Genomic DNA, 21,391 nt, shown 5'->3' on the forward strand with positions numbered 1-21,391 from the left:
GGCCGACCGCGTAGCGCCACGGGATGGCCAAGGGTTGGCCAAGGTCTGGCGAATGCGTTGGCATGCATGGCCAACGCATGGCATCCAGTCTGGTGTGGTCGGGGTCCGGCCGCGTGCCGTGATGGAACGATAGTGGTGGCCCCGTTGGGCCGAAACGCTGCGCGCTCCGATATAGCTGTCGGAGGAATCCGACAGCCGATTGAATCACTCCGGGGAGCCCAGGCCCAGCAAGGGCTGGCGGGTCTGTTCCGCACAGCGGAATCGACGTGGTAGCAAAAGCCGGTTTGTCTATCGCCGTTTGCCATTGTTTTCACTGGCGAAGCCCCTCATCCTTCACCCCGCTTGATTTTTTCCAATTTTTCGTCACACTTGCCGGGATAGCTGACCGAGCACGATGTCGACAATCACAAACGGGGCGGGGATAGTGGCCAGGTCGGAGGCGATGGCGGCTGGCGCGGTTCCGGCGGCGGACACCGATCCGTTGACCGGGGTAGCAAGCCGCCCATTCTTCTTGAGCAAGCTCGAAGCACGCCTGCAGAACGAGGCCGTGCCGCGCTGCGCATTGATCCTGCTCGGCATCGACGACTTCCGCGCCTTCAATGACATGCACGGTCATGGCGAGGGCGACCGCATCCTCCAGCAGATGGCCCGCCGGCTGCGCGACGCCTCGCCGCGCGATGCCGTGATCGGCCGCACCGGCGGCGACGAGTTCGCGGTGCTGCTGCCCTCGATCTACGATCCCACCCTGGTGCGCCACGTCAGCGCGGCGATCCTGTCGCTGCTGTCCGAGCCGTACGACTGCAACGGCCACCGCCACTATGTACTGGCGAGCCTTGGCGCCTGCGTGATGCCGGCCGGCGGGGGACAACGCCTCGGACGCGCTAGCCTCGGCCAGCCTGGCGCTGGCACGGGCCAAGCGCGACGGCGGCCGCACCATCCGTTTCTTCAAGGCGCAGATGCGCGCCGACGTGACCAGCCGGCTGTCGCTGGTGCAGGCGCTGCGCGAAGCCTATGCGCAGCGGCAATTCGAGCTGCTGTACCAGCCGCAGGTCGACTTGCGCGACGGCCGCATCGTCGGGGCCGAGGCGCTGATGCGCTGGCGGCATCCGACCCAGGGCCTGCTGGCCCCGGCCGCGTTTATCGATGCGCTGGCCGCCAGCAGCGTCGCCGTCGACGTGGGCATGTGGCTGCTGCAGACCGCCTGCGCGCAGGCGCGGGCCTGGTCGCTGCAGTTCGAGCAGGCGCCGCGCGTGGCGATCAACCTGTTCGCCGCGCAACTGGCGGAAAGCCGCCTGCTGACCGAAGTCCGGCACGTGCTGCGCGAACTGGCGCTGGAGCCGAACCGGCTGGAGCTGGAAATTACCGAGACCATCGCGCTGCAGCAGGGCGACGAGGTGTCCGGCCAGCTGCAGACGCTGCGCCGCGATGGCGTGACGCTGACCTGCGACGACTTTGGCACCGGCTATGCGTCGCTGAGCTTCCTGAAGACCTTCCCGGTCGACCGCATCAAGATCGACCAATCCTTCATCCGCAACGTGACGCAGGACCCGGTCGATGCGGCCATTGTCCGCTCCGTGATCAACGTCGGCGCGAGCCTGCGCATCGGCGTGATCGCCGAAGGCGTCGAGACGGTGGACCAGCGCGATTTCCTGCTGGCGAACGGCTGCCACGAGGTCCAGGGCTATCTGTATGGCAAGCCGATGCCAGCCGACCAGCTGACGGACCGCCTGTACGAGCAGCAGCGGCTGGCCAAGGACTGAACGGCCCAAGGACTGAAACGCCCGAGGACCGAACGAGCCCGGCAATCCCGATTCCGAACCGTCAAAACGACGATCCCCGCCGCAGCGGGGATCGCAGGGAAGGGGCCCGTTGCGGGCCCTTTCCTTTTTCCGCCTGCGGGGATCGCTTCCTTACTTTGCCAGCTCCGACAGCCGCACCTGGCTGATCTTGCCGCCCTGCACCCAGCCGACCACGGTATCGGCCATCGAACCGCCCTTGGCGTCGATGCCGTCGACCTCGTTCGGGTTGAGTTCCTTCGGCAGCGTCTTCATCGCGTCGGGCATCTTGGCGCGGATCGCCGTGGCGTCGCTGGTGGTACCGGCCAGCTTCATCGCGTGGGCCAGCGCATGCACCATCGTGTAGTTCAGCGACATCTCGGTGGTGGCGTCCTTGCCCTCATGCAGCTTCTTGTACTTGGCGTTGAAGGCCTGCGCCGCCGGGCGGCTGTCGCTGTTGAGCGGCAACACGCCGATCGAGCCTTCCAGCATGCCCAGGCCGTTGGTCACGCGCGCCATCTCGTCGAGCTTGGCCTGGTCCATCACGATGAAGCCGCCCTTGAAGCCCAGTTCGCGCGCCTGCTTGACGACCAGCGCGGTCGGCTCCGACGGGCCGCCGACGAACAGCACGTCCGGCTTGTCGGCGATCACGCGCGACACGCCGCTGTAGAAGTCGGTCGCCTTGGTATAGGACATCGGGTTGTTGCCGACGACCTTGCCGCCCGCTTTCTCCCAGGCCGGCACGAAGGCCTGCACCCACGCCTTGGCGTAGTCGTGGTCGGCTGGCACCAGCGCGACGTTCTTGCCGAAGCGCTTCATCTGCGCCTTGACGAAGGGCTCGATATACCCGGTGTACGCCGGCGGGATCCGAATGGTCAGCTTGTTGCCGGCGTCGGTGATGCGCGGCACGCTCGAGTACGCCATCACCATGAACTTCTCTTGCTCGTTGAAGGCCTGCAGCGCGAAGATGCCGCCCGAATGCGGCACGAACACGGCCGGCGTCTTGTGCTGCTGCACCAGGCGGCGCGCGTTGATCGCCGATTCGGCCGGCGCGTACTTGTCGTCGAGCGCGACCACTTCGAACTTGACCTTCTTGCCGCCGACCTCGACGCCGCTGGCGTTCAGTTCGTCGACCGCCATCTGGATGCCCGACAGCACGTTCTTGCCGTACAGCGCGGCACCGCCGGACAGCGGGCCGGTATAGCCGAGCTTGACCACTTCCTGCGCGAAGGCCGCGCCGGAAGCCAGCAATGCGGCCAGCGCGGTGGCGGCCAGCGGCAACAGCTTGCGGCGGGGTTTGGTGGCGTTCTGCATCTTCCGTCTCCTTAAACGATGAAAGTGCCATCGGGTCGTGGCCCGGATGGTCTTGGTTGAATGCGGTGTTGTTTCGATTGGTGCGGGCGGGCCGTTCCGGGGTATATCAACCGCCGATATAGGCCCGGCGCACACCCTCGTCATTGAGCAGCGAATCGCGATCGCCCTCCATCACGATGCGTCCGCCTTCGATCACGTAGCCGCGATGGGCGATGCCCAGCGCCGCATAGGCGTTCTGTTCGGCCAGCAGCACGGTGGTGCCGGCGCGGTTGATGCGCTGGATCACCTCGAACATCTGCTTGACCACCAGCGGCGCGAGCCCCAGCGACGGCTCGTCGAGCAGCAGCGCGCGCGGCCGGCCCATCAGCGCGCGGCCGAGCGCCACCATCTGCTGCTGGCCACCCGACAGCGAGCCGGCCGGATCGTCCTTCTTCTGCTGCAGGATCGGAAAGAGCTCGTAGACCTCTTCCAGCGAGCGCTTGATGCCCGCGCTGTCGCGGCGATGCACGTAGGCGCCCAGCGTCAGGTTCTTCTGCACGCTCATCGCCGGGAACAGCTTGCGGCCCTCGGGGCAGTGCACCAGCCCGGCCTGCACGATCTGCGACGGCTTCATGCCGGACAGCTCGCGGCCGTCGAAGCGCATGCTGCCGCCGCTGGTCCGGTGGATGCCGCTCATCGCCAGGAAGATCGAGCTCTTGCCGGCGCCGTTCGCGCCGAGCAGCACCACCAGTTCGCCCGCCTTGGCGTGCAGCGTGATGTTGTCGAGCGCGCGGAAGCTGCCATAGGAAAGCGATACGCGTTCAAGCTGCAACATGGTCGGCTCCCAGATAGGCTTCGATGACCTGCGGATTGCGCTGGATTTCCGCCGGCGTCCCCTCGGCGATCTTCTCGCCGTAGTTCAGCACCATGATCTTGTCGGCGAGCCGCATGATCATGTCCATCTTGTGTTCGATCAGGCAGACCGTCTTGCCGTGCCGGACCATCTTGCGGATCAGCTCGGCCAGGCCCACGGTCTCCTCGGGGTTGACGCCGCCGGCCGGCTCGTCGAGCAGCAGCAGCTCGGGCCCGGTGGCCAGCGCCAGCGCGAAGGCGACGCGCTTGCGCTCCTCCTGCGTGATGTCGGACGCCACTTCATGCGCGAGGTGCGACAGCCCGACGAAGTCCAGCGCCTCCTCGGCCTTGTCGCGGCACAGCCGCTCTTCCTCGCGCAGCCGCCTGGTGTTGAACAGCACGTCGCGCAGCCCTGCATGCGTGCGCAGCCGGTGGCCGACGATCAGGTTGTCGAGCACGGTGGCGCGATCGAACAGCGCGGTGGCCTGGAAGGTGCGGGCGATGCCCAGGCGGGCGATGCGGTCGGCCCGCATGCCGGCCACGTTGGTGCCCTTGAACAGCACCTCGCCGGAGCTCGGCGCATGGGTGCCGGCCACCAGGTTGAAGAAGGTGGTCTTGCCGGCGCCGTTGGGGCCGATGATGGCGTTGATATGGCCGGCCTCGAAGGTCACGGAGACATCGTTGACCGCGGTCAGCCCACCGAATTTCTTGGTCAGGTTGCGGATCTCAAGCATGGTCGGCTCCGGCGGAAGCGGGGGGCGGGGGCGGCGGTCTTGGCGTCGGCCGCATCGACGTCGGCATGGTCACCGGCGGCGCGGCGCGCCGGCTGGCGCTGGCCGCGGCGCGCGGCGGCGGCACGGCGTGCCTGGCGCTTCAGGTACGTCCCGACGATGCCGTCGGGCAGGAAGATGATCAGCAGGATCAGCACCGGGCCGAACACCAGCATGCGGTAGTCCTGCAGGAACTGCAGCGTCTGCGTGACCCAGGGCACCAGCAGCGCGCCCAGCAGCGGCCCGAGCAGCGTGCCGATGCCGCCGACCAGCATCGCCATCACCATGTCGAAGGTCAGGTCGGTGCGCGCGATGTCCGGGCCGAGGAAGCGCACGTGGCCCGCATACAGCGCGCCGGCGAAGCCCGCATAGGCGACCGACAGCACGAACGACAGCACCTTGGTGCGCATCAGGTCGATGCCCAGCGCCTCGGCCAGCGCGTCGCTGTTGCGCACCGCCATGAAGCTGCGGCCCAGCAGCGAGCTGACGATCCGGTGCATCAGGAAGGCGCCGATCACCAGGAAGAACAGCACCAGGTAGTACTGCGCCTGCACGCTGTCGAAGGTCACGGGCCCGATCGCGGCCGGCACCGGAATGCCGATCAGGCCGACCGTGCCGTGCGTCAGGCTTTCCCACTTCTCGATCAGCAGATAGATGATGTAGCCGATGCACAGCGTGAAGATCGAGAAGTAATGACCCTTGAGCCGCAGCGATACCACGCCGACCACATAGCCGACGATCATGCAGACCACGCCGGACAGCACGAAGGCGGCCCAGAACGGCATCTGGTGATCGACGGTCAGGATGCCCAGCGTATAGGCGCCGATGGCCATGAAGCCGCCGTGCGCGAGATTGAGCTGGCCGGTGTAGCCGGTGATCAGGTTCAGGCCCAGTGTGGCAATCGCGTAGATGAAGGCCAGCGTCATCACCGTCAGGTAATAGCTGTTGGTCGTCAGCAGCGGAAACGCGATGGCCAGTGCCAGCAGCAACGCCCAGCCGGTCTTGCCTTGCAATGCGTTCATGTCGAGAGTTCTCCTACCTTGTGCGCTTCGATGCGGCGGCGGCCTTCAGGCGGCCTTGCCGGCGAACAGGCCCTGCGGCCGGATCGACAGGATGATCACCAGCAGCACGAAGGCGATGATGTCCTTGTAGTCGGTCGACACGTAGAAGCCGCCGAAGCTCTCCGCCATGCCGATGATCAGGCCGCCCAGGATCGCGCCGGGGATGCTGCCCATGCCGCCGAGGATGATGATCACGAAGGCCTTGGTGATGACCAGGTGCCCCATCGCCGGATAGACCAGGTTGATCGGCGCATACAGCGTCGCGGCGATCGCGGCCAGCGCGCCGGAGATCGCGAACACCAGCAACGTGACGCGCGTCGCGTCGATGCCGACCAGCGCCGCGCCTTCGCGGTTCTGCGCCATCGCGACGATGGTCGAGCCGGTCACGGTGCGGGTCAGGAACAGATGCAGCACCACCATCAGCGTGAAGGCGGCGGCGATGATCAGCAGCCGCTGCAGCGGCGCGGTCAGGCCGAACACTTCGACCAGCTGGCCGTACGGCGTCGGCATGCGGTGGAAGTCGGCGCCCCACAGCGCCTGCGCGCCCGCTTCGAGGAACAGCAGGATGCCGATCGCCGCGATCATGTCGTGCAGCTCGGGCGCGTTGCGCAGCGGATGGAAGACCAGCCGCTCGGCCAGCATCGACAGCAGCGCCACGGCCAGCGCCGCGGCCACCATCGCCAGCCAGTAGTTCACGCCCAGCGACGTCATCATGTAATACGAGACGTAGGCACCGGCCATGTAGAAGGCGCCGTGGGCGAAGTTGGGTACGTGCAGGATGCCGTAGACCAGCGTCAGGCCGAGCGCGACGAGGCTGTAGACCCCGCCGAGCGTCAGCCCGTTCAGAAACTGTTGGAAGAACATTGACACCGACTCACCTCATGCAGATCGAAATCGCAAACGGGGGCGCGCTTCGGCGAACCGATGCGCGTGGCAGGACAGCGCCGCGCACGGACGCGGACTGCCGGTCAACCGATGTGGGGGTCAACTGCGCGGCTTGGCGCGCATCGGAAAGGGCTGCATGGCGGTCTCCTGAAACGGTCTTGCCGGGCCGCAAAATGCCCAGCTTTCATACCGGTTATTCGTGTCGTGACTGACCGCCGCGATGGGTGCCGCAGCGTCTCCGCACGATCGTTCGTTTTCGTTGACTGTTGCATAGGGCTTGAGGCACAGTCAAGGAATACGGAATAGTCTTTCGCACAGCGAAATAGGGCTTTCCCGCCCGGCTGCGCAGAGGTTTTCGCGGTCGCGGCGGGGTGAAATTCCGCGCGGGTTTTCCCTGCTTTTTGCGCCGCTGCCGCAGCGCTTGTTGCCTGAATTTCCGCCCGACTTTCCGTCTGACTTTCCACCTGGATTTACGCCTGGACCGTCGATCATGAAGCGCACCGCCACCGTGATTCCCGTTGTCGCCGAGCCGCCCTCGACGGTGCCGGCGGGCGCATTGCGCGATGCCGACGAGACGGGTCCCGGAAATCCCGCGGAGGCGGAGGATCGCAGCTTCGTCACGGCGCTCGCGCGCGGGCTGGATCTGCTGCGCGCCTTCGGTCCGCACGACGACTACCTGGGCAATGCGGAGCTGTCGCGCCGTACCGGCATTCCGCGGCCGACGGTGTCGCGGCTGACCTATACGCTGACGCGGCTCGGCTACCTGGTTTATGTCGAGTCGCTGGAGAAATACCGCCTGGGCCAGGGCGCGATGGTGCTCGGCCATCGCTATCTCGCGACCTCCGGCATTCGCGAGGTCGCGCAGCCGCTGATGCAGTCGCTCGCCTTCGCCACCGGCTGCACCGTTGCCCTTGCCACGCCCGATCGCCACGAGATGGTCTATCTGGAAGTGTGCCAACCGCGCGGCGCGCTGGTGATGCGGCTGACGCCGGGCTCGCGCCTGCCGATCGCGACCTCGGCGATCGGCCGCGCCTGGCTCGCGGGGTTGCCTGCGCCGCGGCGCGCGAGCGTGCTCGCCGATCTGGAGCGCCACTATCAGACGCGCTGGCCGACGATACGCAGCAAGCTCGACCGGGCGATGCGCGACTACGGGCGGCGCGGCTTCTGTGTCGCGCATGCCGAATGGGACCGCACCGTCAGCGGCGCCGCCGCGCCCGTCGTGCTCGAAGGCGGCACCGAAGTGCTGTCGATCAATATCGGCGGCGCGGCCTCGCGGCTGACGCCGGAAATCCTCGAGGCGAATCTCGGCCCGCGCGTGCGCCAGCTGGCCGAGGCGCTGCAGGGAAGGCTGTGGCGCGTCCACGGCTGAGCGCGCCTGGCCATCGGGACCATCACCAATACCCACGACATCTCGACCACCACAATCATCAGCACAAGGAGACAGGCATGGAGATCAGCAACAAGACCGTCGTCGTCACGGGCGGCGCCACCGGCATCGGGCGGGCGCTGGCACTGGCGTTCGCCAAGGCGGGCGCGCGCGGCATCGCGGTCGCCGACCTGGACGAGCGCGGCGCGCAGCAGGTCGCCGCGGAAGCGGCCGAACTGGCGCCGTCGTGCCAGACCTTCGGCTGCCGCACCGATGTCGCCGATGCGGCCGCGGTGCAGGCGCTGGCCGACGAGGCTACGCGCCGCTTCGGCCAGGTCGACGTGTTCTGCTCGAACGCCGGCATCATCCTGCGCAAGGGTCTCGATGCCACCGCCGACGAATGGCAGCGCATCTGGGAGATCAACGTGATGGCCCACATCCACGCCGCCAATGCGGTGCTGCCGCAGATGCTCGAGCGTGGCGAGGGCTATTTCGTCAACACGGTGTCGGCGGCGGGGCTGCTGTCGCAGATCGGCTCGGCGCCGTACGCGGTGACCAAGCACGCGGCGATCGGGTTTGCCGAATGGCTGGAAATCACCTACGGCGATCGCGGCATCAAGGTCAGCTGCATCTGCCCGCAGGGCGTGCAGACCAAGATGCTGTTCGGCGAGAACGGCGAGCGCAAGGGCTTCCTGCAGGAGGGCTCGGTGACGGCCGAGCACGTGGCCGCGGTAACGCTGGAAGGCATCCGCGACGAACGCTTCCTGATCCTGCCGCACCCCGAGGTGCTCGAGTACTACCGCCGCAAGGGGCAGGACTACGACCGCTGGCTCAAGGGCATGCGGCGGCTGCAGGAGAAGGTGATGAGCGAGTTCGGTGGAATCGGCAAGCAATGACCTCGCCCGCGCGCCGATGTTCCAGATGGATTGACCGATAGCGGCCACAGGGACCGATCGAGACCGATGGTCCGATTGGCCCCAATTGGCCCCGATTGGCCCCGATCCAGACGACAGAGACCGAACAAGCGTCCAACACAAAGGAGACAAAGATCATGCGGATTTCCCCATTCACCGGCGCGCTGTCCGCGCTTGCCACGGTGCTCGCCACCGCGTTCGCCGCGCCGGCGGTGCAGGCCGAAACCTATCCGGGCCGGCCGATCCGTATCGTGGTCGGCTTCCCGACCGGCGGCGCGCCCGACACGCTGGCGCGCATCGTGTCGGAGAAGATCTCGCCGTCGTGGGGCCAGCCGGTGGTGGTCGACAACAAGCCCGGCGCGGGCGGCAATATCGGCGCGGAAGCGGTGGCGCGCGCGCCCGGCGACGGCTACACGCTGGCGCTCGGCACGGTCGGTACCCATTCGATCAATGGCGCGGTCTACAGCAAGCTGCCGTACGACATGGTCAAGGACTTCACGCCGGTGATCCTGCTGGCGACGACGCCCAATGTGCTGGTGGTCCATCCGGGCGTGCCGGCCAAGACCACCGCCGAGCTGATCGCGCTGGCCAAGTCCAAGCCCGGCGCGCTGACCTTCGGCACGCCGGGCATCGGCACCTCGCCCCACGTGGCCGGCGAGCTGTTCAATACGGTGGCCGGGGTCAAGATCACGCACGTGCCCTACAAGGGCCGCGCGATGGCGATCCCCGACCTGCTGGGCGGCCATATCACGATGATGTTCGACAACCTGCCGTCGGCGCTGCCCGTGATCAAGGAAGGCAAGCTGCGCGCGCTGGGCGTGACCAGCCTGAAGCGCTCGGCCTCGGCCCCGGATATCCCGACGCTCGCCGAGCAGGGGTTGAGCGGCTTCCAGGCCGACTCGTGGTTCGCGATCTTCGCGCCGGCGACCACGCCGAAGGACGTGGTGGCCAAGCTCAATACCGAGCTGAACCGGATCTTCACGCTGCCGGACGTGCAGGCCAAGCTGAAGACCCTCGGCCTCGATCCGGTGCTCGGCACGCCGGACGCGCTGGCCTTGTTCCAGAAGGCCGAGATCGCGAAGTGGGCGAAGGTGGTGAAGGATTCCGGGACGACGCCGCAGTAATGGGCGGCAGGGGCGGGGGAGAGGGCAGCAACTACCCCGCTATTCCTCCAGCGCCGTCGTGCCCCGTTCCGCCAGCTGGTCCGGCACGCCCCGCAGGCGCGCCAGGCTGACCGCCGCGCCCACCGCCGCCACGCAGGCCGCCACGCCCAACGCCGTGCGCGAGGCGGACGTCCCGATCAGCGCAAACAGCAAGGCCACCACCGCAGTACCCGTGGTCTGCCCCAGCAGCCGCGTGGTGGCCTGCGCGCCGCTGGCGCCGCCGCTGCGATGCGGCGGCGTCGCGCCGATCATCGCGCGGTTGTTGGGCGACTGGAACAGGCCGAAGCCGAGCCCGCACATCGCCATGCGCCACAGCACGTCGAGGCTGCTGCTGCCGCGATCGAGCATCGCCAGCAGGACCAGCCCCGTGCACAACAGCGCGAGCCCGAGCCCGGCCAGCACGCTGGCAGGGAAACGATCGGAAAGCCGGCCCGACAGCGGCGCCATCACGGCCACCATCAGCGGCCACGGCGTGATCAACAGCCCGGTCTCCTGCAGCGACCGCCCCAGCTGGTATTCGAGATAGAACGGCAGCGCGACGAAGGCCAGCATCTGCGTCATGAACGAGCAGAACGACGTGCCCACCGCCAGCGTGAAGGCGCGATTCGCGAACAGGTCCACCGGCACCAGCGGCGCCGCCTTGCCGCGTTCCATCCGTGCGAGCCACCAGCCGAGCAGCAGCGCCGCGATCAGCCCGCCGACTGCCGCCCGGCGCAGCCCGTCATGGCCCAGGCCATCGACGCCGAGCACGAACAGGCCGATCACCACCGCCGACAGCAGCGCGCTCGGATAGTCGAACGCGCGCGGCTGCGGCGGCGTGACAGGCAGCGCCCAGCGGCTCAGGCTCAGCGCGATCACCGCCACCGGCACGTTGATGGCGAACAGCCATTGCCAGCTGGCGAACGACAGGATCAGCGCGCCGACCGACGGGCCGATGCCGGTCGTGATGCCGACCACCAGCGCATTCAGGCCGATGCCGCGGCCGAGCTTGGTGGGCGGATAGATGTAGCGCACCAGCGCCGTGTTGACGCTCATGATGCCGGCGCCGCCGATCCCCTGCAGCACGCGCGCCGCCACCAGCATCGGCAGATTGACCGACAGCGCGCACAGCAGCGAGCCGACCAGGAAGGTCGCCAGGCCAATGCGATAGACGCGCTTGTAGCCGAGGATGTCGCCGAGCGAGGACAGCGGCAGCAGGCAGACGGTGACCGTCAGCTGATAGGCGTTGACGACCCAGATCGTGTGCCCGGGATCGGTGCCGAGCTGGCGGGAGATCGACGGCAGCGCGATATTGGCGATCGAGCCGTCGAGCACGGCCATGATCAGGCCGCAAAAGACGGTGAGGATCGCCCACTGGCGTTGCGGATGGGGAAGACCTTGATCTGAATGCATCGACGGTACGGCGGGGGAAGGCGAGGATGGCGGCTGGCCGGCCCTGTGCGATCGCGCACGAAGTACGCCGCGGCGAGCGGACCGATGGCCCGGCCCGATGCTGGCCGGCGCCGGGCGGCGACATTATCGGCGCAGCGCCGCGCGCTCGCAAATCGCCGCGTTGTGGTATATCGCGCGCGCTGGAATCATGCGCACGTGCTGCGTTTTCGCACAGACATTGCAGACATGGCGCCGCCGTGCGCGCCCGTAACCGCCGCCGTGCCGGCGTTCGCGCTCAGCGCGCCAGCTGGCCGAGCACGCTCTCGAGCGACGACAGCCCGGTCTCGATCAGATGCGACATGTAGACGTTCATCTGCGGCATCACCAGCATCAGCAGCAGCAGGCCGCCGGCCAGCGTCACCGGGAAGCCGACCGCGAAGATCGACAGCTGCGGCGAAGCGCGGTTCAGGATGCCCAGCAGCAGGTTCAGCGTCAGCAGCGCGGCCACCAGCGGCAGCGCCAGCAGCAGGCCCGACGAGAACACCGTGCCGCCCGCACGTGCAACGGCCGCCCAGCCAGCGGCCGACAACGGCGTGCCGCCGATCGGCAGCGCCGAGAAGCTGTCGACCAGCGTAGCCAGCATCAGCAGGTGGCCGTCCAGCGCCAGGAACAGCAGCATCGCGACGATGCCGAGGAAGCGCCCCAGCACCATGGTCTGGCCGCCGGCGCTCGGATCGAAGAACGAGGCGAACGACAGGCCCATCTGCAGGCCGATGATTTCGCCGGCGTATTCGACCGCGGCGAACACCAGCCGCATCGTGAAGCCGAGCGCGATACCGACGCCGATCTCGTTCAGGATCAGCAGAAAGCCGTCGAAGGAATAGACCGGCACCACCGGCAGGTTCTCGATGGTCGGCGAGATCGCGATCGCGATCAGCGCGGCCAGGCCGATCTTGGCCTGCCGCGGAATGGTGCCCTCGCCGAACAGCGGCGCGGTGGCGATCAGCGCGAGCAGCCGGAACAGCGGCCACAGGAAGGCCGCGATCCATTCGTAGAGCTGGGCCGTGGTCACCGATACCATCGCGTCTCGCCTCCTGGCTTGGTTGTCGTTGGTTGCGTCGCTGCCTGGGTCGGTCTCTGCGTCGCTATCCGCGTCGCAATCTGCGCCGGGCGCGGCGGACTCAGCGCACCAGCCCCGGAATACCCTCGAACACTTCCCGCATGTAGTCGACGAAGGTGTTGATCATCCACGGACCCACCAGCACCAGCGTGATGAACAGCGCCAGCAGCTTGGGAATGAACGACAGCGTCATTTCGTTGATCTGCGTGGCGGCCTGGAACAGGCTGATCGCGAGGCCCGCGATCAGCGCGACCAGCAGCAGCGGGCCGGCCAGCAGCAGCGTCATCTTCATCGCCTGGGTGGCGATGGTCATTACGGTTTCCGGCGTCATTTGGCCTCCGGTGCGCTTGCGGCGTCGGCGTGGGACATCAGGGGGCGGCACGTCAGGTCAGGAAGCTCTGCGCCAGCGAGCCCAGCAGCAGCTGCCAGCCATCGACCAGCACGAACAGCATCAGCTTGAACGGCAGCGAGATCGTCGCGGGCGGCACCATCATCATGCCCATCGCCATCAGCACGCTGGCAACGACCAGGTCGATGATCAGGAAGGGAATGAAGATCGTGAAGCCGATCTGGAACGCGGTCTTCAGCTCGCTGGTGACGAAGGCCGGCACCAGCACGCGCAGCGGCACGTCCTCGGGGCCCTGCATCTCCGGCGTCTTGGCCATCTGCGCGAACAGCGCCAGGTCCTTCTCGCGGGTCTGCTTCAGCATGAAGGCCTTCATCGGCGCGGCGGCGCGCTCGGCGGCCTGCTCGAGGCTGATGCGGTTCTCCGACAGCGGCTTGTAGGCCTCGGTGTAGACGCGGTCCAGCACCGGCGACATCACGAAGAAGGTCAGGAAAAGCGACAGGCCGATCAGTACCTGGTTCGGCGGCGACGTGGCCGTGCCGAGCGCGGTACGCAGCAGGCCCAGCACGATCACCACGCGGGTGAAGCCCGTCATCATCAGCAGCGCGGCCGGCAGGAACGACAGCGAGGTCAGCAGGACCAGCGTCTGGACCGACAGCGACCAGGTCTGGCTGCCACCGGGGCCGGGGCGGCTGACGATGCCCGGCAGGGCCTGCGCGGCCGCGGGATCGGTGCCGAGCGCGAGAGCGGCGGCCAGCAGCAGGCCGAGCGCCAGCGTCAGCGGCGCTCCGGACCGACGCCGGCTGGCGGCGTACATGGTGTTCATGACTTCAGGGTCTGTTGCAGGTTCTGTTGCATCGAGCGCAGCAGCTTCTGCGCGAAGGTGGCCTTGTCGCCGAACGGGGCCTGGGGCGACATGGGCGTCGAGCCCTTGCCGCTCATGCCAGCCGTGCCGGTCATCGCGGCGATCGCCTCGCCGGGCGTGGCGGAGCCGGCCGGCAGCGTATGCAGCGTGCGGATTTCGCCGGCGCTGACACCGAGCACCAGCCAGGTATCGCCGACCTCGACCAGCAGCAGGCGCTGGCGTGCGCCCAGGCTGGTGCTGCCGACGACCTTCATCACGCCGCCCTGGACATGCCGCACCAGGCCGGCGCGGCGCGCCAGCCAGGCAAGGCCGAGGATCAGCGCGATGATCGCGAACAGGCCGAGGCCGGCCTGCGCCAGCGCGCCGGCACCGGTCGCGCCGGTCACGGCATCGGCCGCGTGCGCGAGGACCGGCAGGCCGGCCGCCGCACCGCAGATCGAGCGGGCCGCGTACGAGCGCGTGCCCGGCGCGGGCCGCAATGCGCGGCCCCGAGCGGGTTTCATTTGTTCAGCTTCCGGATGCGTTCGGACGGCGTGATGATGTCCGTCAGGCGGATGCCGAACTTGTCGTTGACCACCACCACCTCGCCCTGCGCGATCAGATAGCCGTTGACCAGCACGTCCATCGGCTCGCCGGCCAGGCCGTCGAGCTCGACCACCGAACCTTGCGCCAGTTGCAGCAGGCTCTTGATCGGTACCTTGGTGCGGCCCAGTTCGACCGTCAGTTGCACCGGGATATCGAGAATCATCTCGATATCGTTGTGGAAGCCGCTCGACGCTTCGCGCTCCAGCGGCTGGAAGACCGTCGCGGCCGCGGGCGTGGCCGTCGCCACCGTGGCGGCGGGCTCAGGCGCAGCGGTCGCGCTGGTTTGCTCGGCCAGGGCGCTCGCCCAGTCGTCCATCGGATCGGCCGGCTTGTCCTCTTTGCCGTCAGTCATGGTCGGTTTCCTTGTTGGAATCGCTGTCTTGATGATTGAACATGCGCTGCACACGCAGCGCGTACTGGCCGTTCATCGTGCCGTAGCTGCACTGCATGACCGGCACGCCGTCGACCTTGCCGATCACGTTCTCGGGCAGCTCGATCGGCAGCACGTCGCCGGCGCGCAGCGCCAGCACTTCTGCCACGGTGCTGCGCAGATGCGCGAATTCGGCCACCAGTTCCACCTCGGCGGCGCGCAGCTGCTGCGACAGCTGCTGCAGCCAGCGCTTGTCGACCTCGACTTCATCCTGCAGCGGATTCATCAGCAGATCGCGCACCGGCTCGATCATCGAGTACGGGAAGCAGACGTGCATCTGCCCGCCGACCGCGCCCAGCTCGATATGGAAGGCGGTGGTCACCACGACCTCGTTGGGGATCGCGATGTTGGCGAATTTGGTGTGCATCTCCGAGCGGACGTATTCGAACTCGATCGGATGGACCGCCTGCCAGGCATGGCCATAGCTGGCCAGCGCCAGATCCAGCATGCGGCGGATGATGCGTTGCTCGGTCTGCGTGAAGTCGCGGCCCTCGACGCGCGTATGGAAGCGCCCGTCGCCGCCGAACAGGTTGTCGACGACCAGGAACACCAGGTTCGGGTCGAACACGAACAGCGCGGTGCCCCGCAGCGGCTTCATGTGGACCAGGTTCAGGTTGGTCGGCACCGGCAGGTTGCGGACGAACTCGCCGTATTTCTCGATCCTGATCGAACCGACGGAGATGTCCGCGCCGCGGCGGATGAAGTTGAACAGCGCCGTGCGCAGCTGGCGAGCGAAACGCTCGTTGATGATCTCCAGCGTATGCAGCCGGCCGCGGACGATGCGCTCCTGGGTCGCCAGGTTGTAGGGCCGCACGCCGTCTTCGGAGACCGGCGCGGCGGCCTCGGGCGTCTCGGCTTCGCCGGATACGCCCTTGAGCAGCTCGTCTACTTCATCCTGCGAGAGGAATTTGTCGTAAGCCATTTAATGTCCTGCCCCAATGAACGACTGGATTAAAGAAGCGCCGCACGCACGCCGGCCTGGGCGCGCGCGAGGTGCGCATCGGCGGGCGAGAGTCGGGTGGTCGGCTTCATATCGGGTTGGCAAGCGGGGCAGGGCACGGGCTTACTGCACCACGAAGGAAGTGAACAGGACATCCACGATCTGTTGGCTCGGCAGCGCCGGTGCGAACGGCTTTGCCAGCGCCTGCTTGATTTCTTCGGCGAGCTTCTGCTTGCCCTCGACGGTCGACAGCTCCGGCGGCTGCTTGGCCGACAGCAACAGCAGAATGCGGCTGCGCGCCTCCGGCAGATACTCGGCGATGCGCGACTGCGTCTGCGTGTCGGCCACCTTGACCGACAGGCCGGTATGCAGGAAGCGGTCGCCGTCCTCGCCTTTCAGGTTGACGGTGAAGGCGTCGAGCGCGACAAAGATCGGCGCCGGAACCACGGGGGCGGCCGGCGCGGCGGGTGCGCGGTTGTTCAGCAGGCTGCCGAGGAAGAAACTTCCCGCGCCCAGCACGGCCGCGACCGCGACACCGGCGAGAATCAGCACCCCGCGCTTGCTGGAGCCGGATGCCTGGGGAGTCGTGAGCGTTTTCGCCATGAGATGCCTGTATCGGAATGCCACGCCATTCTCGGTCAATCGGTGGCGGGCAATGGGCCGAAAAAAGGGGGAAACCCGCTCAGCTTGGCCGTTTGAGTCGAGCGGGAGCGACCGTCGGCGGCAGCGGACGGTCATCTCATGGGTTAACGTTGGTCGGCGGCGGAACTTGAGCGGGCTGTCATCGGCGGGTCATTGCCGGACGCCAGACTCGCGGGATTTCCTTCCAGGAGAGCCTGCGCATGCGCCGTTCCGCCGTCCGTTCCGCCGCCTGTTCCGTCCTCAGTCCCGTAGTCCCGTCCGCCGATCCTTCCCTCGAAGCCGACGTTGCACGTGCCGCCGCGCCTGCCCGCCGTGCCGGGGCCCGGGTACTGGGCCTGGCCGCGCTGGCGATGTCGACCGCGCTGCTCGCCGCCTGCGGCGGCGGCGACGAGCAGGACGACGGCCCGCGGCGCTCGGTGGGTTCCGTCCGGCTGATCGGCGAGCAGACGCTGCCGAACGACCTGCAGGTCGGCGGCACCACGGTGGGCGGCCTGTCCGGCATCGACTACGATCCCGCGGCCAATCTCTGGTATCTGGTCTCGGACGACCGCTCTGACAAGCAGCCGGCGCGCTTCTATACGGCGCGGATTAGCTATGACCTGGCCCGCCTGCAGCCGGTGCAGATCGCCAGCGTCGTGACGCTGCGCCAGGCCGACGGCAGCGCCTTTCCCAATCGCACGGCGGGCGGCGTCGTGCCCGATCCCGAGGCGATCCGCTTCGATTCGTCCACCGGCGGCCTGTGGTGGACCAGCGAGGGCGATCGCGCGCTGGACCTCGATCCGTTCGTGGCCCGGGCCCGCACGGACGGCACGCTGACCGGCACCCTGCCGCTGCCGGCGGCGTTCCAAATGTCGCCCACGCAGGAGACCGGCTCGCGCAACAACGCCACGTTCGAGGGGCTGTCGCTGTCGGCCGACGGCAAGTCGCTGTGGGTCAGCATGGAAGGGCCGCTGTACCAGGACGGGCCGCTGCCGACGCCGTCGTCCGGCTCGGTCTCCCGCCTGCTGCGCTACGACCGCAACGGCAACGTGCTGGCGCAGTATGTCTATCCGCTCGACGCAATCCCGGCCGCGCCCGCGCCGGGACGCAGCGCCGACAACGGCGTGACCGAGATCCTGGCGATCGACGACAACCGGCTGCTGACGCTGGAGCGCGCCGGCGTGCAGGGCGCCGACGGCAACTTCACTACCTATGTGCGGCTGTACCAGATCGATATCCGTGGCGCGACGGACGTGCGCAGCCTGGACCGGCTCGCCGGCGCCAGCTACGTGCCGGTGCGGAAACGGCTGGTGCAGAACCTGAACGCGCTCGGGCTGAAGACCGTCGACAACATCGAGGGCATGGCCTGGGGGGCCGAAGCTGTCCAACGGCCGCGACAGCCTGGTGCTCGTCTCGGACAACAACTTCAACGCGAAGCAGATCACGCAGGTGCTGGCGTTCGAGGTGGTGCCGGAGTAGAAGGGGGCCGGCGCTGGTGGCATTCCTCGGCTTCCGTCAGTCGCCGTCAGCCACCGTCAGCCACCGTCAGCCGCCGTCAGCCGCCGTCAGCCGCCGTCAGCCGCCGTCAGCGCCCGTAGCCGTACCCGTCGTAGCCGCGGCCGTCATAGGGCTGGTCCGGATGGCCCTGCTGGTAGGCCGGCGGATACCCGCGGCGGTCCTCGCCGTATTGCCGCTGCCGCGCCGGCCCGTCGGACCGGATGCGGGCGGCGCGGATCGGCCCGGCCGCTTCCAGCGGCCCGTTGACGATCAGATCGCCCTGCACCCGCAAGGGACCGTGCACGGTCAGCGGGCCGTTGAAGGTGCGCTGCGGCGCCCCGCGCATCGAGGGGCCGTCGTCGGTCTCGAACCACTGCCCCGTCACCGGTCCGCGTACCCGCACGCGGCCGTCGACCTCGACCGGCCCCTGCACGGTGACCGGACCGTTGACCACCAGCGTGCCGGCCACCGTCATCGGCCCGGATTCCACCGGTTGCGCCAGCGCCTGGCCGGCCAGCATGGTCACGCCGCACATGGCCATCACGGCCAGCCCTCGGCGCAGGGCAAAAATTCCTGCATTCACACCGTTCTCCCCATGATTCGGCAGCTTCCGTTGTACCGCGCGACGAGGCCGCCCGGGGCCGCCGTTTCCCTTTGTTGCCAACGACTTACGGCGGTTACACCCGGTAACGGCGGGGTGGTGTTGCGTGGCTGTTGCCCGGTCGCTAGTCCTAGGTCTTATATAAGATATAAGACGTTTGACCGAGGACCGGCGTTGAGCGTACAATCCTCATCACAACGGTGTTGTTTAACCCTCATTCCTCTATCACCCCGCAGGTTCCCATGCTCGAAAACTATCGCGCCCATGTCGCCGAACGCGCCGCGCTTGGCATTCCTCCGCTGCCGCTGTCCGCGCAGCAGACCGCCGAACTGATCGAACTGCTGAAGAATCCGCCCGCCGGCGAAGAGCAGACCCTGCTGGACCTGATTACCTACCGCGTGCCGGCCGGCGTCGATGACGCCGCCAAGGTCAAGGCCTCGTACCTGGCCGCCGTCGCCCTCGGCAAGGAAACCTGCGCGCTGATCAGCCGTGCCCGCGCCACCGAACTGCTCGGCACGATGCTCGGCGGCTACAACATCTCGCCGCTGATCGAGCTGCTGGACGACGCCGAAGTCGGCACCGTCGCCGCCGACGCGCTGAAGAAGACCCTGCTGATGTTCGATGCCTTCCACGACGTCAAGGAAAAGGCCGACAAGGGCAACGCCAACGCGCGCGCCGTGCTGCAAAGCTGGGCCGACGCCGAATGGTTCACCAGCCGTCCGGAAGTCCCGCAAAGCCTGACCGTGACCGTGTTCAAGGTCCCGGGCGAAACCAATACCGACGACCTGTCGCCGGCGCCGGACGCCACCACCCGCCCCGACATCCCGCTGCACGCCCTGGCGATGCTGAAGAACAAGCGCGAAGGCGCCGCGTTCCAGCCCGAGGAAGACGGCAAGCGCGGTCCGGTCAAGTTCATCGAAGCACTGAAGGAAAAGGGCCACCTGGTCGCCTACGTCGGCGACGTGGTCGGTACCGGCTCGAGCCGCAAGTCGGCCACCAACTCGGTGCTGTGGTTCACCGGCGAAGACATCCCGTTCGTGCCGAACAAGCGCTTCGGCGGCGTGTGCCTGGGCGGCAAGATCGCCCCGATCTTCTACAACACGATGGAAGACGCCGGCGCGCTGCCGATCGAGCTCGACGTGTCGAAGATGGAAATGGGCGACGTGGTCGAGCTGCGTCCCTATGAAGGCAAGGCGCTGAAGAACGGCGAAGTCATCGCCGAATTCCAGGTCAAGTCCGACGTGCTGTTCGACGAAGTGCGCGCCGGCGGCCGCATTCCGCTGATCATCGGCCGCGGCCTGACCGCCAAGGCGCGCGAGGCGCTGGGCCTGGCGCCGTCGACGCTGTTCCGCCTGCCGCAGAACCCGGCCGACACCGGCCGCGGCTACACGCTGGCGCAGAAGATGGTCGGCCGCGCCTGCGGCCTGCCGGAAGGCAAGGGCATCCGCCCGGGCACCTACTGCGAACCGAAGATGACCTCGGTGGGCTCGCAGGACACCACCGGCCCGATGACCCGCGACGAGTTGAAGGACCTGGCCTGCCTGGGCTTCTCGGCCGACCTGGTGATGCAGTCGTTCTGCCACACCGCCGCCTATCCGAAGCCGGTCGACGTCAAGACGCATCACACGCTGCCGCAATTCATCAGCACCCGCGGCGGCATCTCGCTGCGCCCGGGCGACGGCGTCATCCACTCGTGGCTGAACCGCATGCTGCTGCCCGACACCGTCGGCACCGGCGGCGACTCGCACACCCGCTTCCCGATCGGCATCAGCTTCCCGGCCGGCTCGGGCCTGGTGGCGTTTGCCGCCGCCACCGGCGTGATGCCGCTGGACATGCCGGAATCGGTGCTGGTCCGCTTCAAGGGCAAGATGCAGCCGGGCGTCACGCTGCGTGACCTGGTCAATGCGATTCCGCTGTACGCGATCAAGCAGGGTCTGCTGACCGTCGCCAAGCAGGGCAAGAAGAACATCTTCTCCGGCCGCATCCTGGAAATCGAAGGCCTGCCCGACCTGAAGGTCGAGCAAGCGTTCGAGCTGTCCGACGCCTCGGCCGAACGCTCGGCCGCCGGCTGCACGGTGCGCCTGAACAAGGAACCGATCATCGAATACATCAACAGCAACATCACGCTGCTGAAGTGGATGATCGCCGAGGGCTATCAGGACGCCCGCAGCCTGTCGCGCCGCATCAAGGCGATGGAAGCCTGGCTGGCCGATCCGAAGTTGCTGGAGCCGGATGCCGACGCCGACTACGCCGCCGTGATCGAGATCGACCTGGCCGACGTGCACGAGCCGATCGTCGCCTGCCCGAACGACCCGGACGACGTGAAGACGCTGTCCGACGTCGCCGGCGCCAAGATCGACGAAGTGTTCATCGGCAGCTGCATGACCAACATCGGCCACTTCCGCGCCGCATCGAAGCTGCTGGAAGGCAAGCGCGACATCCCGGTCAAGCTGTGGGTCGCGCCGCCGACCAAGATGGACCAGAAGCAGCTGACCGAGGAAGGCCACTACGGCGTGTTCGGCACCGCCGGCGCCCGCACCGAAATGCCGGGCTGCTCGCTGTGCATGGGCAACCAGGCACAGGTGCGCGAAGGCGCGACGGTGATGTCGACCTCGACCCGCAACTTCCCGAACCGCCTGGGCAAGAACACCAACGTGTATCTGGGCTCGGCGGAACTGGCCGCGATCTGCTCGCGCCTCGGTCGCATCCCGACCAAGGAAGAGTACATGGCCGACATGGGCGTGCTCAACGCCAATGGCGACAAGATCTACCGCTACATGAACTTCGATCAGATCGAGGATTTCAAGGGGGTGGCGGATACGGTGACGGTTTGATAGCGGGGATGTTGGTTGGGTCTTTGGGGTGAGGTTGTTGTTTGGCCTGAGCCCCAGGGACTGAGCTGAACTGCTGCTGGATTTGTTGCTGTTGGAAAGCCT

At 67.5% G+C, this 21,391-nt stretch carries 19 protein-coding genes and 1 pseudogene; 6 read left to right on the top strand and 14 right to left on the bottom strand.

What is annotated here, in order from left to right; genetic code table 11:
- Positions 1–421: 421 nt before the first annotated feature.
- A pseudogene (locus OJJOAM_RS19445) lies at positions 422–1,760 on the top strand (putative bifunctional diguanylate cyclase/phosphodiesterase).
- A 150-nt stretch (positions 1,761–1,910) separates the two neighbouring features.
- Here the strand turns inward: OJJOAM_RS19445 and OJJOAM_RS19450 are convergent.
- The 5 genes from OJJOAM_RS19450 to OJJOAM_RS19470 all read right to left on the bottom strand — a co-directional run bounded on the left by OJJOAM_RS19450 (position 1,911) and on the right by OJJOAM_RS19470 (position 6,621).
- Positions 1,911–3,089: an ABC transporter substrate-binding protein gene (locus tag OJJOAM_RS19450; protein WP_422650786.1), complete on the bottom strand. Its 1,179-nt coding sequence runs from the start codon at positions 3,087–3,089 to the stop codon at positions 1,911–1,913.
- A gap of 106 nt (positions 3,090–3,195) precedes the next feature.
- A complete protein-coding gene (locus OJJOAM_RS19455; RefSeq protein WP_174106123.1) occupies positions 3,196–3,903 on the bottom strand; it encodes an ABC transporter ATP-binding protein in 708 nt (235 codons plus the stop codon).
- On the bottom strand, positions 3,890–4,654 hold the full coding sequence (locus tag OJJOAM_RS19460; RefSeq protein ID WP_149316434.1) for an ABC transporter ATP-binding protein: 765 nt from the start codon (positions 4,652–4,654) through the stop codon (positions 3,890–3,892). Before OJJOAM_RS19460 ends, OJJOAM_RS19455 begins: the two co-directional genes overlap by 14 nt.
- The gene (locus tag OJJOAM_RS19465) at positions 4,633–5,712 is read right to left on the bottom strand and encodes a branched-chain amino acid ABC transporter permease (protein ID WP_422650787.1); all 1,080 of its coding nucleotides are present in this window, start codon (positions 5,710–5,712) and stop codon (positions 4,633–4,635) included. The genes OJJOAM_RS19460 and OJJOAM_RS19465 overlap by 22 nt, the downstream gene beginning before the upstream one ends.
- A gap of 45 nt (positions 5,713–5,757) precedes the next feature.
- Positions 5,758–6,621, bottom strand: coding sequence for a branched-chain amino acid ABC transporter permease (locus OJJOAM_RS19470; RefSeq protein WP_149316432.1), 864 nt, complete (start codon positions 6,619–6,621; stop codon positions 5,758–5,760).
- A gap of 505 nt (positions 6,622–7,126) precedes the next feature.
- Between OJJOAM_RS19470 and OJJOAM_RS19475 the strand changes: the two genes are divergently transcribed.
- The 3 genes from OJJOAM_RS19475 (at position 7,127) to OJJOAM_RS19485 (ending at position 10,040) form a co-directional block, all read left to right on the top strand.
- The gene (locus tag OJJOAM_RS19475) at positions 7,127–8,005 is read left to right on the top strand and encodes an IclR family transcriptional regulator (RefSeq protein ID WP_422650788.1); all 879 of its coding nucleotides are present in this window, start codon (positions 7,127–7,129) and stop codon (positions 8,003–8,005) included.
- Between the two features lie 77 nt (positions 8,006–8,082).
- Positions 8,083–8,898 carry an SDR family oxidoreductase gene (locus OJJOAM_RS19480; RefSeq protein WP_422650789.1) on the top strand — a complete coding sequence of 272 codons (816 nt, stop codon included), beginning with the start codon at positions 8,083–8,085 and terminating at the stop codon, positions 8,896–8,898.
- 155 nt (positions 8,899–9,053) lie between these two features.
- Positions 9,054–10,040: a Bug family tripartite tricarboxylate transporter substrate binding protein gene (locus OJJOAM_RS19485; protein WP_422650790.1), complete on the top strand. Its 987-nt coding sequence runs from the start codon at positions 9,054–9,056 to the stop codon at positions 10,038–10,040.
- Between the two features lie 39 nt (positions 10,041–10,079).
- Here OJJOAM_RS19485 and OJJOAM_RS19490 read toward each other — a convergent pair whose 3' ends face one another.
- From OJJOAM_RS19490 to fliL, 8 genes are all read right to left on the bottom strand, one after another.
- Positions 10,080–11,471 carry an MFS transporter gene (locus OJJOAM_RS19490; protein ID WP_422650791.1) on the bottom strand — a complete coding sequence of 464 codons (1,392 nt, stop codon included), beginning with the start codon at positions 11,469–11,471 and terminating at the stop codon, positions 10,080–10,082.
- A 274-nt stretch (positions 11,472–11,745) separates the two neighbouring features.
- Positions 11,746–12,531, bottom strand: a complete 786-nt coding sequence (gene fliR / locus OJJOAM_RS19495) for a flagellar biosynthetic protein FliR (protein WP_422650792.1) — start codon at positions 12,529–12,531, stop codon at positions 11,746–11,748.
- Positions 12,532–12,631: 100 nt separating this feature from the next.
- A complete protein-coding gene (gene fliQ, locus OJJOAM_RS19500; RefSeq protein WP_149316426.1) occupies positions 12,632–12,901 on the bottom strand; it encodes a flagellar biosynthesis protein FliQ in 270 nt (89 codons plus the stop codon).
- A gap of 52 nt (positions 12,902–12,953) precedes the next feature.
- Positions 12,954–13,742: a flagellar type III secretion system pore protein FliP gene (gene fliP, locus OJJOAM_RS19505; RefSeq protein ID WP_064574341.1), complete on the bottom strand. Its 789-nt coding sequence runs from the start codon at positions 13,740–13,742 to the stop codon at positions 12,954–12,956.
- A complete protein-coding gene (gene fliO / locus OJJOAM_RS19510; protein WP_422650793.1) occupies positions 13,739–14,284 on the bottom strand; it encodes a flagellar biosynthetic protein FliO in 546 nt (181 codons plus the stop codon). Before fliO ends, fliP begins: the two co-directional genes overlap by 4 nt.
- Positions 14,281–14,718 (bottom strand): flagellar motor switch protein FliN, encoded by a 438-nt coding sequence (fliN, locus tag OJJOAM_RS19515; protein WP_006576009.1) that lies wholly within the window; start codon positions 14,716–14,718, stop codon positions 14,281–14,283. Before fliN ends, fliO begins: the two co-directional genes overlap by 4 nt.
- Entirely contained in the window at positions 14,711–15,718 is a 1,008-nt protein-coding gene (gene fliM / locus OJJOAM_RS19520) for a flagellar motor switch protein FliM (RefSeq protein ID WP_149316423.1), read from the bottom strand. The genes fliN and fliM overlap by 8 nt, the downstream gene beginning before the upstream one ends.
- Before the next feature lie 141 nt (positions 15,719–15,859).
- Entirely contained in the window at positions 15,860–16,339 is a 480-nt protein-coding gene (gene fliL, locus OJJOAM_RS19525) for a flagellar basal body-associated protein FliL (protein ID WP_174105354.1), read from the bottom strand.
- Between the two features lie 239 nt (positions 16,340–16,578).
- Here fliL and OJJOAM_RS19530 point away from each other — a divergent pair, with 239 nt between their 5' ends.
- Complete coding sequence (locus OJJOAM_RS19530) at positions 16,579–17,955, top strand: esterase-like activity of phytase family protein (protein WP_422650794.1); 1,377 nt, start codon at positions 16,579–16,581, stop codon at positions 17,953–17,955.
- On the opposite strand, the gene OJJOAM_RS19535 is transcribed toward OJJOAM_RS19530, so the two are convergent.
- A complete protein-coding gene (locus OJJOAM_RS19535; protein ID WP_422650795.1) occupies positions 17,943–18,437 on the bottom strand; it encodes a hypothetical protein in 495 nt (164 codons plus the stop codon). The genes OJJOAM_RS19530 and OJJOAM_RS19535 overlap by 13 nt on opposite strands.
- A 260-nt stretch (positions 18,438–18,697) precedes the next feature.
- Between OJJOAM_RS19535 and acnB the strand changes: the two genes are divergently transcribed.
- Complete coding sequence (acnB, locus tag OJJOAM_RS19540; protein ID WP_422650796.1) at positions 18,698–21,289, top strand: bifunctional aconitate hydratase 2/2-methylisocitrate dehydratase; 2,592 nt, start codon at positions 18,698–18,700, stop codon at positions 21,287–21,289.
- Positions 21,290–21,391: the final 102 nt, after the last annotated feature.

The organism is Cupriavidus sp. H18C1, from assembly GCF_049311595.1.
Lineage (GTDB): Bacteria > Pseudomonadota > Gammaproteobacteria > Burkholderiales > Burkholderiaceae > Cupriavidus > Cupriavidus cauae.